At 67.8% G+C, this 13,883-nt stretch carries 10 protein-coding genes; 4 read left to right on the top strand and 6 right to left on the bottom strand.

Annotation, left to right across the window (positions count from 1 at the left end):
• Positions 1-81: 81 nt before the first annotated feature.
• A complete protein-coding gene (murA, locus tag J7J50_RS07070) occupies positions 82-1,338 on the top strand; it encodes a UDP-N-acetylglucosamine 1-carboxyvinyltransferase (protein ID WP_215057982.1) in 1,257 nt (418 codons plus the stop codon).
• Positions 1,339-1,624: 286 nt separating this feature from the next.
• Here murA and J7J50_RS07065 read toward each other — a convergent pair whose 3' ends face one another.
• The 5 genes from J7J50_RS07065 to J7J50_RS07045 form a co-directional block, all read right to left on the bottom strand.
• The gene (locus J7J50_RS07065) at positions 1,625-2,314 is read right to left on the bottom strand and encodes a DUF3108 domain-containing protein (RefSeq protein ID WP_215057981.1); all 690 of its coding nucleotides are present in this window, start codon (positions 2,312-2,314) and stop codon (positions 1,625-1,627) included.
• Complete coding sequence (locus J7J50_RS07060) at positions 2,311-3,030, bottom strand: DUF3108 domain-containing protein (RefSeq protein WP_215057980.1); 720 nt, start codon at positions 3,028-3,030, stop codon at positions 2,311-2,313. Before J7J50_RS07060 ends, J7J50_RS07065 begins: the two co-directional genes overlap by 4 nt.
• Positions 3,031-3,110: 80 nt before the next feature.
• The gene (purN, locus tag J7J50_RS07055; protein WP_215057979.1) at positions 3,111-3,794 is read right to left on the bottom strand and encodes a phosphoribosylglycinamide formyltransferase; all 684 of its coding nucleotides are present in this window, start codon (positions 3,792-3,794) and stop codon (positions 3,111-3,113) included.
• A gap of 200 nt (positions 3,795-3,994) precedes the next feature.
• Positions 3,995-6,271 (bottom strand): TonB-dependent receptor, encoded by a 2,277-nt coding sequence (locus tag J7J50_RS07050; protein WP_215057978.1) that lies wholly within the window; start codon positions 6,269-6,271, stop codon positions 3,995-3,997.
• 356 nt (positions 6,272-6,627) lie between these two features.
• Positions 6,628-7,764, bottom strand: a complete 1,137-nt coding sequence (locus J7J50_RS07045; protein ID WP_215057977.1) for an alpha-D-ribose 1-methylphosphonate 5-triphosphate diphosphatase — start codon at positions 7,762-7,764, stop codon at positions 6,628-6,630.
• A gap of 122 nt (positions 7,765-7,886) precedes the next feature.
• Between J7J50_RS07045 and phnF the strand changes: the two genes are divergently transcribed.
• The 3 genes from phnF (at position 7,887) to J7J50_RS07030 (ending at position 13,257) form a co-directional block, all read left to right on the top strand.
• Complete coding sequence (gene phnF / locus J7J50_RS07040; protein WP_215057976.1) at positions 7,887-8,726, top strand: phosphonate metabolism transcriptional regulator PhnF; 840 nt, start codon at positions 7,887-7,889, stop codon at positions 8,724-8,726.
• A gap of 99 nt (positions 8,727-8,825) precedes the next feature.
• Entirely contained in the window at positions 8,826-10,871 is a 2,046-nt protein-coding gene (locus J7J50_RS07035) for a hemopexin repeat-containing protein (RefSeq protein ID WP_215057975.1), read from the top strand.
• A gap of 241 nt (positions 10,872-11,112) precedes the next feature.
• The gene (locus J7J50_RS07030) at positions 11,113-13,257 is read left to right on the top strand and encodes a tetratricopeptide repeat protein (RefSeq protein ID WP_215057974.1); all 2,145 of its coding nucleotides are present in this window, start codon (positions 11,113-11,115) and stop codon (positions 13,255-13,257) included.
• Between the two features lie 56 nt (positions 13,258-13,313).
• On the opposite strand, the gene J7J50_RS07025 is transcribed toward J7J50_RS07030, so the two are convergent.
• Positions 13,314-13,757, bottom strand: a complete 444-nt coding sequence (locus J7J50_RS07025; protein ID WP_215057973.1) for a hypothetical protein — start codon at positions 13,755-13,757, stop codon at positions 13,314-13,316.
• Positions 13,758-13,883 lie beyond the last annotated feature (126 nt).

Below are 13,883 nucleotides of genomic sequence, written 5' to 3'. Positions count from 1 at the left end.
GACTTCACGCAGACCTCATTCACCGCGATCCGTCCGCTTTTACTATTCCCGATTCTCGATTCCCCATTCCCGGCTCCCAAAATGCAAAAAATCGTGGTCGAAGGCGGCCAGCCGCTCAACGGCGAAGTCAAGATTTCCGGCGCCAAGAACGCTGTCCTGCCGATCCTGTGCGCGACCTTGCTGGCCGACGCGCCGGTGACGATCCGCAACGTGCCGCGCCTGCACGACGTGCTGACCACCGCCAAGCTGCTCGGCGAGCTGGGCGCCGGCGTGAGCAGCGAAGGGGCGACGATCACGGTCGATCCGACCACGGTCAACAGCCACGTCGCGCCCTACGAACTGGTCAAGACCATGCGCGCCTCGGTGCTGGTGCTGGGGCCGCTGCTGGCCAAGTACGGCCAGGCCGAGGTCTCGCTGCCGGGCGGTTGCGCGATCGGTTCGCGTCCGGTCGATCAGCACATCAAGGGCCTGCAGGCGCTGGGCGCGCAGATCACGGTCGAGAACGGCTACATCAAGGCGCAGCGCAGCGGCCGCCTTAAGGGCGCGCGCTTCGTCTTCGACGTGGTGACGGTGACCGGCACCGAGAACGTGCTGATGGCCGCGGTCCTGGCCGAAGGCACCAGCGTGCTGGAAAACGCGGCGATGGAGCCGGAAGTCGTCGATCTGGCCGATTGCCTCAACGCCCTGGGCGCCAACATCGAGCACGCCGGCAGCGGCCGGATCGTGGTCCACGGCGTGGAGAAACTGCACGGCGGCAGCCACGACGTCCTGCCCGACCGCATCGAGACCGGCACCTTCCTGGTCGCCGCGGCGATGACCGGCGGCCGCGTGACGGTCACCGGCAGCCGCGCCGACACCCTGGATTCGGTGCTCGACAAGCTGCGCGACGCGGGCGCGAAGATCGAGGTCGATGGCGACCGCATCACCCTGGACATGGGCGGCCGCCGCGCCCGCGCGGTCGATCTGGTGACCGCGCCGTACCCGGCGTTTCCGACCGACATGCAGGCGCAGTTCATGGCGCTCAACTGCATCGCCGAAGGCGCGGGCGTGATCAACGAGACCATCTTCGAAAACCGCTTCATGCACGTCAACGAACTGCTGCGCCTGGGCGCGGACATCCGCGTGGACGGCCACACCGCGGTGGTGCGCGGCGTCGCCAAGCTCAGCGGCGCGCCGGTGATGGCGACGGATCTGCGCGCTTCGGCGTCGTTGATCCTGGCCGGTCTGGTGGCGCAGGGCGAGACCACGATCGATCGCATTTATCACCTCGACCGCGGTTACGAGAACATCGAGGAGAAGCTGTCGAAGCTTGGGGCGAAGATTCGTCGGGTAGGCTGATTGCTACGAAACTATTCCCTCTCCCGCTTGCGGGAGAGGGTTAGGGTGAGGGCGCTTTTGCTTCTCGCTTTTGTTGTCGAAGGCGCCAAGCAAAAGCATTCGCGCCTGCGGCGCTCATTCCCCTCACCCCAGCCCTCTCCCGCAAGCGGGAGAGGGGGACGAGCGAAGCGTTCCTAGTGTTGTCGCTGCAACCTTTGGTCGCCGCAAAGAAAAAGCCCCGCATCCGCGGGGCTTTTTTCGTCTGGCCGGTACTGCGATCGAACCAGATGGCTACGCCATCACCGCCTCAACGCACCGCCTGCACCCGCAGATCGATCGCATCGTTGCCGTTCTCGCGCTGCAGAATCCGCGCCGGTACCGGCATGCCCGGCACCACCCAGGCGATGGTTTCCTTGTCGCCGTTCTTGCTCGACACCTTGGTCGCCTGCTGCGACTTGCCGCCGATGGTGATCGCTTCCTTGCCCACCACGGTATAGGTCAGCTGCTTGGTGCGGCCGTCTTCGACCATGCGGTAGCTCATCGGCTTGCCGGCGTTGGCGTCGCGCACCAGCGCCAGGTTGACCAGAAGCGCGTCCAGGTCGCCGGACTGCAGCTTGATCGGGCCGGCGCGGTCGGGCTTGACGTCGCCGGTCCAGGTCGCGACGCCGCGCGACCAGTCGTAACTGGCGTTCTTGGTCTTCTTCTTGGTCAGCACCTTGCTCGAATCGCTGCCGCTGAGCGGACGCAATTGGCCGGCGTTCTCGTCGAAGGTGGTGCTCTGCTGCAGTTCCGCCAGCGGGCTGGAGATCGACAGGTTGTACTTCCAGCGGTTGCCGTCGGCCTGGGCCAGGCTCATGCGGCCGGCGCCCTGGATGCCCATGTAGCTGGCCTGATAGTCGGCGCTGAACGGCTTGACCGCCGCGGCCGGGGCGCTGACCGCGGCCAGGGCGAAGGCCAGGGCGGCGAAACGAATCTTGGTGGACAGGTGGGTCGTCATTGTTCGTTGACTCCTTTGTATTCGACCAGACGTAAATCGTAGGTGTCCTGGCCATCTTCGCGCTGCAGGATGCGCACGGGGGTGGGAACGCCATCGACCACCCAGATCGAGGTTTCCTCGTTGCCGCTCTGCACGCGGTTGACGCGCATCGCGTTGAAGCTCATGTCGTCTACCTTGACGCCTTCCAGCTCCTGGGCCACCAGGTATTGATGGGGGCGCAAGCGCCCGGAATCCACGAAGCGGTAGTTCAAGGTCTTGCCGGGCTGGGCGTCGCGGACCACCGCCAGGTTGATCAGCAGGCCGCTCATGTCGCCGTCCTCCAGCGCGATCGGCTTGCGCCGGTGTTCCTTGATGTCGCCGCTCCACTGCGCGGCGTGCTTGCTCCAGTCGTAAGTGCCGGTGATGGTGCGCTTGGAGAACAGCAGCTTGCGCACCATCGTCTGGCTCAACGGCCGGTAAGTGTCGCCGACCAGGTCGAACAGCGTGCTCTGCTGCGCGGCCGCGCCGGTGAGGCCCATCATGCCGTGCTCGGCGCGGATGTCGAGGTCGATGCGCCAATGGCCGGCTTCGGGCTTGACCTGCATGGTCGCATCGCCCAACGCCTTGCCGCCGTTGAATACCTGGTAGTTGGCCACGAACGGTTCCAGCGCGAGCGCGCTGCCGGGGGCGGCCACGCCGGCGAGGGCGGCCAGGAGCAGGGGCAGGAGGGACTTCATGACGCGGGCGAGTCCTGGGGCGTGCAGCGCGAGGGGAGAGTGCGTGCCCGGGCCGCGCGTTGCCGCCGCGGAGGCGGCATTCACACCGCGCTGCCGTTGCCCGGGTCGGTCAATCGGCCGGCGAAATCTAAACGCAGCGGCGTAAATAGCGGATGACCGTCCAGGCTCACGGTTGCGCCGTGTTCAGCCAGCCGGCCGAGGGTCGCCAGTCTCATTACCGCCAGCAATAAGGGGTGCTCCACGCTGAGGACACGTTCGGCAAGCAAGTCGGCTGTATCGCCGGTGTGGACCGGCACCACGGCCTGCGCTATCACCGCGCCCGCGTCGAGTTCCGGGATCACGAAATGCACGCTGGCGCCGTGTTCTTGCTCGCCTTCCTCGATGGCCCGCGCATGGGTGCGCAGGCCGCGGAACTTGGGCAGCAGCGAGGGGTGGATGTTGATGGTGCGGCCGCGGAAGCGTTCGACGAAGGCGTCGCCGAGGATGCGCAGGTAACCCGCGCACAGCACCCAATCCGGGCGCGAGGCGGCGACCGCGTCCGCCAGTTCGGCATCGAAGGCTTCGCGGCTGGGGAAGCGCTTGGCCTCGGCCGACCAGCGCAGCGCCTCGGGGACGCGTTGCAGGGCGACCGCGCCGGGCTTGTCGGAGTAGACGCCAACGATCTCGCCGGCCAGCGTGCCGGCGGCGATAGCGTCGATGACGGCCTGCAGATTGCTGCCGCGGCCCGATGCGAGGACGGCGATGCGGGGGAGCGGTCGGGGCATTGCAGGCTGCGCGGTGGGTGCGGAGCGGCATTTTAGGCGATCCGGCGGCATTGGGCCGGGCGGCCCTCACCCCAACCCACCCCGGCCCAAACGCGTAGCGTTCGGGCGTTCGGTGCCGCGCGAGCCAATGGCTCGCAAGCGCGGCCCCTCACCCCGCAAGCGGGAGAGGGCCGGGGTGAGGGGCGCGAATCCGCAAGAACTCAGAACTTCGCATCCACCGAAACAAACCACTGCCGCGGCGCACCCGTCAACAACGTCTGGAACGTCCCCTGCGGATCGGCATCGCGAAAGCCGTTGCTGCCCAAGGTCGCGATGTAAGTCTTGTCGAACAGGTTGTAAACGTTCAAACCCACCCGCAGCGACTTGATCTGCCCCACGTCCTTGCGCTGCCAGCTCACCCCCGCATCCCACAGCCAGAACGCGTCGGTGCCGGCGTCGTTGGTGTAGGTGTAGTAACGCTTGCCGGTGTACTTGCCGCCCAGGCGCAGTTCGAAATCGCCGGCGCTGTAGCTGATTTCGCTCGCGAACAATTGCTTGGGCGTATCCACCACCTGCTTGCCGCGCACCTGCACCAGCTTGCCGCTGCTCAGATAATCCGAGCGGTACTGCGAATCGTTGTAGGCATAGCTGGTGAGCCAGCGCAGGTGTTCGGTCGGCGTCCACACGAAGGCGAATTCGCCGCCGAGCGTGCGCACCTTGCCGACGTTGGCGAACTGGTTCGGACAGCTGACCACGCCGGGGCAGGGCACGATCACCAACTGGCGGTTATCGAAGTTGACCCCATACAACGTAGTGGACACTTGATAACGATCGTCGCCGTAGCGCCAGCCCAGTTCCAGGGTCTTGGACTCTTCCGGCTTGGCGCTGGCGCGGCTGAGGTCAAAGGACGCCTGGGTCAGCGACCACGCGCCGTTGACGCCGGGACGGAACGCCGCCTGGTTTTCCGCGTAGTTGGCGAACACGTCGCTTTGCTCGTTCAACTTCCACGACAGGCCGAGCTGCGGCAGGAAATTGTCGCGCGTGGTCAGGCGTCCGCCGGCCCGGCCGGGAACCACCACGGTGCCGTCGGTGACTACGTGCTGGCCCTTGAAACCGGCGTTGATGGTCAGGCGTTCGTCGAGAAAACGCATCGTGTCCTGCACAAACCACTGCCGCGTGCGGGTATCGAAACGCTGCCGGAACAGGCGCTGGGCGAACTCGCTTGGATCGAAGAAGCGCTGATCGTCGATGGGTCCGGCGATGTTGACGAAGCTGCGGCCGGCGCCGTGCACGCTGTCTTCGAACCAGAAACCGCCTTCCAGCGTGTGCTGGTCCAGAGTGTAGGCCAGGCGCGCGTTCAAGCCGCTGCGCTCGATGTCGTAGCTGGTGATGCGCAGCGCCATCGGGATCGTCGGCGAACTGATGTAAGGCGTGAACCAGTGGCCCTGGCCTTCGTTGCGATGGTAGTAAGCGGTGGCGTTCAGGCGCAGCTGGTCGTTGAGATCGAACTCGCCCGATACGCTGGCCAGATCGTCGTTGCGCATGCCGCGCGCCAGGTAATACGCGTCGTCCTTGGTTTTCACGCAACCGCTGAACTGGCCCTTGGCGGCGGCCAGCGCGCGCTGCCAGTCGGGTGCGTAGTTGTCCCAGTCGTAGCCGCAGCGGCGGATCAGGTCGAGCGACATGTCCTGGTCGTCGGTTTCGTTGCGGCGCGATGTGGACAACCACGCGGCGATGCGGCCGCGATCCCACTGATACACCGCCTTGCCGTTGAACTGCTGCTGCTCCTGCACGCCGGCGCCTTTCCAGCGATCGGCCTCGCTGTGCATGCCCGAGACGTAGGCGCTGAAGCCGCCGTGATCGCCGGTGTCCACGCGCACGAAGCTGCGCAAGGTGGCGTTGTCGCCGTAAGCCAGATTGACGCGCGCGCCGAATTCGCTTTCCGGGTCGGAGGAGTGCAGCAACAGCGCGCCGCCCAGATTGCTCGTGGAGGGAATGCGCAGCGCGCCGGAGCCTTGCGCGAGTTCGAGCTGCGCGATGTTCTCCGGCAGGATCGCGCGGTTGGGCGACAGGCCGTTGTTGTTCGCGTAGCTGTTGTCGCCCAGCGGCAGATCGTCGAGCGTGTAGCCCAGTTGGTTCTGGGCGAAACCGCGGATGGCGATGCGGTTGGACCACTCGTAGCTGCCCCACGGATCGGAAGAGACGAAGTGCACGCCGGGCAGTTTCTCCAGCACCTTCACCGGATTGGTGCCGAGCGCGCTGGCCTGCAGCTCGACCTTGCCGATGTGCTGGACCTGGCGCACCTCGCGGTGGCCGATCACCGAGATCGTATCCAGGGTCGCGGCGGTTTCCAGCGGCGCGCCGCCGGCGGCGACCGCGGCGGTGCTGGCGTTGCGCACGCCGGCATCGGCGGGCGTGGACGGGGTTTGTGCCTGACAGACCAGGGGCAGCACGGCGAGCAGCGCCAGCGCCAGGGGAGTGCGGGTCGGGGTTTTCATGCGGTTCTCGAGGAATGCGCGCCACGGCTGCGGCGTCTGGCGGCATTACAGCGAGGCGATATGAAGGCCCGTGCGCGCGGGGCGGACTGCGCGGCGTACCTGTCTAGTCGGTCGTGACGGGCGGCGCGTTCAGTTTGTGGCGGGGTGGCGAAAAGGCGTTTTCGCCGGTCAGTTTGCCCCCTTTGAAAAAGGGGGCGAGCGCCCGGCGTGAGTGAGTTTCGAAGGGAATGATCGGAGCGCGGGGGATTTGCTTTTGCACGCGCAACAGCAAAAGCAAAAGCGAATCCCCCCTAACCCCCCTTTTTCAAAGGGGGGAACTGATGGCGATTGACGAGGGGAGAGGCGCGGAGTGTCTGTCAGTAGCGCTTCTTGCCGCCTATCCACACCGATTCGACCAGCGGCAACCCGCGCGACACCCGCACGCGCAACAGATCCGCGCGCAGGCCCGGAGCGATCTCGCCGCGGTCGCGATAACCGACTGCACGCGCCGGCGTGCGCGTGACCATCGCGATCGCGCGCGCCAGCCCGATCGATTCCCACTCGCCCAACTGGAACGCCGCCATCAGCAAGCTGCCGGGCACGTAATCCGACGACAGCACGTCGAGCACGCCCGCGCGCGCCAGATCGCTGGCGGCGACGTTGCCACTGTGCGAACCGCCGCGAACCAGATTCGGCGCGCCCGCCAGCACCTGCAGACCGGCCGCGTGGGCGGCGTTGGCGGTGGCCAGATTGACCGGGAATTCGGCGATGCACGCGCCGGCTTCGACCGCTTCGGCGACGTGGTTCAGATCCGAATCGTCGTGGCTGGCCAACGGCAGGCGCAGATCGCGCGCGATGGCCAACACCACGCCGCGATGCGCATCGGCATGACGCCGCTGCAATTGCTGCAGATGCTGCACGCGCGCCTGGAACTGCTCGTGATCGCGGGCGTTGCCGTGGCGCGCGCTGTAACCTCGATAAAGTTCCAGATCGTGAAATTGCCGCTGGCCGGGCGTGTGGTCCATCAACGACATCAGCCGCAGCCCGGGTGTGCGCAACAGCGGTTGCAGCCGCGCCGGCAGATCCGGGCAGGGCAGTTCGCAGCGCAGATGCACGGCGTGTTCGACCCGCAGGCCGCCGTCTTCGCGCGCTTCGGCCAGCGCCGCCAATAACGCCTGCGGATCGACTGCTTCCTCGGCGTCTTCTTCGCCGACCGAGATCGCGTTGAGCGCGGTGGTGATCCCGGCCGCCAGCAACTGCGCATCGTGCGCGCGCAGCGCGGCCGCGGCCGGCCAGTGCGCGCCGGGGCGCGGCAGCAGATGTTTTTCCAGATTGTCCGTGTGCAGCTCGACCAGGCCGGGCAGCAGGTAATCGCCTTCGCAATCCAGCGCGGCCGGCGAGCGGCTGCGGCCCTGGCCGATCCCGCGGATCACGCCGTCGGCGATCAGCACATGCCCGGCGATCACCGCCTCGGGCAGGATCAGTCGTGCGTTGTCGAGCAACAGTTCGGTCATCTGCCTAAACGGGAAGCGGCGCGGCGGCGGGTTCTGTCACGGCCATGCAACGCCAGGGCGTTCTCATGGCCGCTGATGCCGAGCCCGACCTGTCTAGTCAAACAGGCGCAGATGGAGGTTGTATGACATCCACCCAGCGAGCCGTCGTAGCCAGCGACCCCGCCGACACGGCCGCCGCGCTGTTCGCGCCGGACGAAACCCCGCATCGCGAAGGCGACGACGCCGCGGGCGATCACCCCGCCCAGCGCGACGCCGCGCTGCCGCTGTGGCAACAGATCGAAGCCTCGTTGTTGAAGGACATCCGCGCCGGCAACCTGAGCGAAGGCGACAAACTGCCGTCGGCGTTCGATCTGGCCAAGCGCTTCGGCGTCAACCGCCACACCGTGCGGCGCGCGATCGAAGCGCTGGAAGAGCGCGGCTTTTTGCGCACCGAAACCGGCCGCGGCAGTTTCGTGCAGGAGCATCCGTATCACTATCCGATCGGCCGCCGCACCCGCTTCGGCAAGGCCATGCACGACCTCAACGTGGAGAGCCGCTATCGCCTGATCGAAGCGGGCATCCAGACCCCGCCGCGCCAGGTCTCGCGCTCGCTGGGGCTGATCTCGGGCGAACGCGTGCACCGCATCGTCTATTCCAGCGAAGTCGAAGGCCGCACCGTCGACCACAGCGAGGCCTGGTTTCCGGCCTCACGTTTTCCCGGCCTGGACCGCGTATTCGCCGAACAATTGTCGGTGACCCGCACCCTGGCCGAATTCGGCGTGCGCGATTATCTGCGCAAGCACACCTCGGTGATGGCGCGCCTGCCCGGCGCCGAAGTCGCGCGCGTGCTCGGCCAGTCCACGCGCCGGCCGGTGCTGTGCGTGCATTCGCTCAACGTCGATACCCAGGGCGTGCCGGTGCAGTTCGGCGTGACTTCGTTCGCCGGCGACTGGGTGCAGTTGATGGTGATGACCGATTCGTGACATGAACTTGCCAGGCCCTGGCGGCTGCGCGGTTTGAGTCATGCCGATGGCGGGCGATGCGTCCTAGCCTGCGGGCTCCTTTCACCGCAGGAGCACCGCATGTCGCGTTCCCGATTGCATCGTTCCAGTATCGCCGCGTCCATCGTCCTGGCGCTGGTCTGCGCCGCCGCCGCGCCGGCCATGGCCAAGGCGCCGAAGGTGTTGTTCATCGGCACCGACGGTTTTCGCGGCGATGTGTACGGCGCCACGCCCACGCCGAATCTCGACGCCTTGGTCGCCGACGGTTACCTCGGCCGCGAAGGCCTCACCGCCGACACCGCCATCAGCGGCACCGGCTGGTCGTCGCTGTTCACCGGCGTGGAGCGCGACAAGCACGGCGTCTACGACAACAGTTTCAAGGGCAAGAATTACGCCGCCTGGCCCGACGTGCTGAGCCGCATCGAAGCGGTCGCGCCGGGCAAGCGCACCGCTGCGGCGTTGTCGTGGGCGCCGCTGGCCACCGAGATTCCGTGGAAGGCCGATACGGTCTACAACGCCGGCAGCGACGCCAACGTGCTGAGCAAGGGCCTGGAACTGCTCGGCGAGGCGGCCGGTCCGGACGTGCTGCTGCTGGATTTCAATCAACCCGATGAAGCCGGCCACGCCGGCACGTATTTCAACCGCGACGCCAGCGGTTATACCGCCGCGATCCGTGGCATCGACGGCTACATCGGCCAGCTCACCGCCAAGCTGCGCGCGCGTGCGAACTACGCCAACGAAGATTGGTTGATCATCGTCGGCACCGATCACGGCGGCTCGATCCATCACGGCCACAACACGCCGGAAGACCGCAAGACCCTGATCGCCTTCAGCGGCGAATCCGTGCCCAAGCTCGGCATGGAACCGCTGCGGCTGGCGCCGCGCCAGGTCGATGTCGCGCCGAGCATCCTCGCCCATCTGGGCCTGGCGGTTCCGCCCGGTCTCGACGGCCGGCCGATGCACAAGCCCGCGCGCGAAGCCGCGCCCGCGTTCGGCGTGAATCTGCTCGCCAACGCCGATGCCGAATACTCGCAGGGCCGTATCGATCGCGCCTACGACAGCGACGTGCCCGGCTGGCGCAAGGGCAACGGCGGGCAAGTGGTGAACTACGCGCAGTACACGTGGTTGCCGGCGCGGCCCAGCGACGGCGGCGCGAATCTGCTGATCGGCCGCGACACCTCGCGCAGCAACACCCTGAGCCAGCGCGTGGATCTGCGTGGTTTGAATCTGAGCGACGGCGCGGCGAGGTTCAAGCTCAACGCCGACCTGGGCGCATCCAGCGGCCATCGCGCGCGGGTATTCCTGCGTTTCTACGATCTGCGCGGACTGGCCAGCTTCAGCGCCGCCGGTATCGGCCACGTGTTCCGCGGCAGCGACTACTACCGCTACGACATCGCCGCCGATCGCGTCGCCAGCGGCTATCCGCAATCCATCGCCGAGAACTGGCCGGGCCTGGAGAAATTCGCCGGCGGCGCGCGCGATATCGACGCGGCCTTCGAAGCCGGCAACGGCAAGGTGTATTTCTTCAAGGACGCGCAATACCTGCGCTACGACCTGGCCGCGCGCAGCGCCGACCCGGGCTATCCGGCGCCGATCGCCGGCAGCTGGCCGGGCCTGGAGAAATTCGCCGGCGGCGCGCGCGACATCGAGGCGACGTTCTTCTTCAGCCGCAGCAAGCTGTACTTCTTCAAGGGCGATCAGTACATCCGCTACAACCTCGACAGCGATCGCGCCGACAGCTATTACCCGGGCTATCTGTCCAACGCCACCTGGCCGGGCAGCGGCTATTGGCCGGCGAACTGGTCGGGCGCGCTGAACTTCGCCAACAGCAAGTCGTACGCGTTCAAGCCCGGCGAATATCTGCGTTACGACCGGGTGCTGGATCGCGCCGACGCCGGCTATCCGGCGGCGATCAGCGCCTCCAGCTGGCCGGGCCTGCAGGCGCTCTACACCGGCAGCGCGTTCGAACTCGCGCCCGCGGGCGGCAATGGCGCCTTGCAGACCTACACCCTGCAAGGCCGCGTCCCGGCCGACGCGCAATGGGCCGAAGTGGAAATCCGCTTCGAACACGGCAACGCCACCGGCGATGCGTTCGCGGACAAGCTGGGGCTGACGATCGAGCGCTGAACCGGCCCTCGCGACCCTGCCGGACCGGCGCGAGCCGGTCCGGTGGCGGCCCGGTCAGTGGTCCGGAATTCGAACCGCCGCCGCCGCGATTGCGATGGCGGCCCGCCGTTACTGTGACGCAGCGCGTGAAGTCGCCCCGCTGCGGCGCTCGTGCCCAGCCGCTCAGCTTCCGCTTCCAGTCCGAATCGGCAAAGCTGCCGACTGCGGCGGCACGGGGGCGAGCGTGGGCACGGACAGGGCGATGCGGTGGGTGTGGGTGTGGGCGGCGTTGATCGCGCCGTCGGCGGCGGTGGCGCAGACCGCGGCGGGCAACGAGGCGGGCGCGGCGACGTGCCTGGAACAGGCGGTGGTGCTGCCCGATCCGGCGCAATGCCTGCGCCGCTACCAACGCGAGCCCGACGGCGATCTGCCGGCGACGTTGACGGTGCTGTACGAGCGCAGCGTCGAGCTGCAGAGCAAGGGCGAATTCGCCGCCGCCGCGGCGGTGCTCGATTGCGCCGAATCGGCCGCCGGCGCGCATCCGCCCGCGGCGATCGAACACGAGCTGCTGCGCCGCCGCGGCGTGCTCGATTACCGGCGCGAATGCCCGGCGCAGGCGCTGGACAAATTCAAGCGCGCGCTGAAGCTGGCCGAGCGCAACGAGGACCGCCCGGCGCAATCCAAGACCTGGAACAACATCGGCTCGGCGCTGCGCCGGCTCGGCGATTACCGCGGCGCGCTGCAGGCGCTGATGACCAGCCTGGAACTGCAGCGCGGCCTGCCGCAGGCCGAGGCCGGCAAGACCTTGAACAACATCGCCGACATCTATCGCGACCTGGGCGAGAACGCCAACGCGATCCGTCACTACGATCAGGCCTGCGCCGAATTCCTGCGCGACGGCAACAAGGCCGAGGCCGGCCACGTGCTGTCGAGCCTGGGCGTGCTGGCGTTGAACAACGGCGAGCTCCAGCGCGGGGAGAGCCTGCTGACCCAGGCGCGCGACGAGCTGCTCCAGGCCGGCGACAAGAAATATCTGATGCGCACCTACAGCGAACTCGGCCGCGCCGCGATCGAGCGCGGCGACGTGGCCGCGGCCAGGCGCTGGACCGACAGCGGCCTGGCGATCGCCGCGCAGGACGCCAAGACCATCGTGCCGGCGCCGCTGCAACTGCAGGCCGCGCGCGGTGACCGCCTGCGCGGTCAGGCGCGCGCCGCGCAGCAGCGCATGAGCGAGGCCCTGAACGCGTTGGCGGCGCAGGACAGCGATCGTCCGGACCTGCTCGCCGAACTGGCGCGCGACTTCGAAGCGCTGGGCGAATGGCCGCAGGCGATGGCGGCGCTGCGCGAGTCCGAGGACGCCGCGCGCGCGCTGCGCGAAGCGCGTTACGACCGCGAGATGAAATGGATGCAACTGCGTTTCGAAACCGCCGAACGCGACCGCACCATCGCCGCGCTGGCGACGGAGAACCAGGTGCGCGCGCTGAGCCTGAAACAGCGCACGCTGGCGCTATGGCTGACGGTGGTGTCGGCGCTGGCGGGCTTACTGGGGCTGACCGTGTTCTTCCTGCGCCGGCAGCATCGCGCGCGCGTGGCCGAAGCGGCGCGTCAGGCGCGGTTGGCGGAGGAAGTCGATTACTACCGCCGCGCCGCCGCCGAACTCGGCGTCGATCGCGCGCGCCTGCAGGCCGCGCTCGACAGCCGCGACGACGCGGTGCTGGTGCTCGATGCCGGCGGCCAGGTGCTGGCGGCCAATCGCAGCGCCGGCGAATTGCTGCAACCCTCGCAAGCCTCGCCGCTGGCCGGACGCGCGTTCGGCGAACTGCTGGACGAACCCGGCGCGCTGCGTTTCGCCCAGGCGCTGGAGCACCTGGACGAATCCTCGGCGCCGCAGGGCTTCGATTTCAAACTCGGCGCGCAGGCCGAATCCCTGCGCGCGCAGATCAGCGAAAGCGGGCAGGGCGAAGGCTTGATCGTGCTCGGCCTGAAATCCTCCGCCGCGCACGACGCCGCGACGAGGGCGGGCGAAAACGCCGAGGCCGATCCGCTGGGCGTGGAAGCGCCGGCGATGGCCGACGAAGAACTGCGCGTGTCGTTCCGCCGCGCGCTGGTGGAACTGATGCTGGCGGTGGTCGAAGCCTGGGAGCGCAGCACCGGCCAGGGCCGCCTGGAACTGGCGGAAAAGAGCCGGATCTGGCGCGTCACCGTCGACGACGGCCGTCTGCGCGCGCGGGCGATGGAGCGTTACCTGAGCCTGTCCAAGCTGCCGCGCCAACCGCGTTGGCGCGACGTGCTGCGCTCGGGCTACTACGTCCTGGCCGAATGCGCACTGGAGGAGCCGGTGCGCGGCGAACTCCAGCGCCACGTCGATGCGGTGCTGGCCTATACGCGACGCCACGCGCTGGTGTGAGCCCAGGCTGCCCCCGCAGGCGGGCGGCACACCGGCGCGTGGCGGCGCGGGGTTGCTCAGTGACCGGCGGCGACGGCCGACGGCTTGATCGGCGTGCCGCTGGGAAGCTTGCAGTAGACGCAGCGGCCGACCAGGTTCTGCGCGCCGCGGCCGCTGAAGCTGTAGCCGGTATGGTGGTTCAGCACGTCGTTGTAGACCGACGGCGAGATCACCTGCGGGGTGCTGCCGGGCGACTTGTCCTGGCAGTAGTTGGCGATCATCAAGGTCGCGACCGCCCAATGGTCATCGACGATGCCGCAACTGGTCGGCGTGCACATGCCGCCGCCGCCGCTGTGCTGCGCCTCGAACTGGGTCAGTTGGGTCGGCGTGAAGCTGAACGAGCCCGCGTCGATCACCTGCGCGCCCGGAGCCAGGCACGCCGCGTCGTTGTCGTGAGCCGAAGTGGCCGTGCTGGCCACGAGCGCCGCGCCGAGCGCCAGCGTCGCAAATAAGGTTTTCATGTTCGCCCCCTGTAGGCGAGTCATCAGGAGCGCTCAGCCTACGAACCCGCTCGGCGGCGCGTCCAAACAAATAGCGGGCACAAAGTGGGAACGTTTCCGGATGAACTTGCGTGCGGACACGGTCGG

Source organism: Lysobacter sp. ISL-50, assembly GCF_018612875.1.
Classification (GTDB): Bacteria; Pseudomonadota; Gammaproteobacteria; order Xanthomonadales; family Xanthomonadaceae; genus Lysobacter.
Note: the sequence above shows the minus strand (reverse complement) of the source record. Positions and strands in the feature narration are given on the sequence as shown.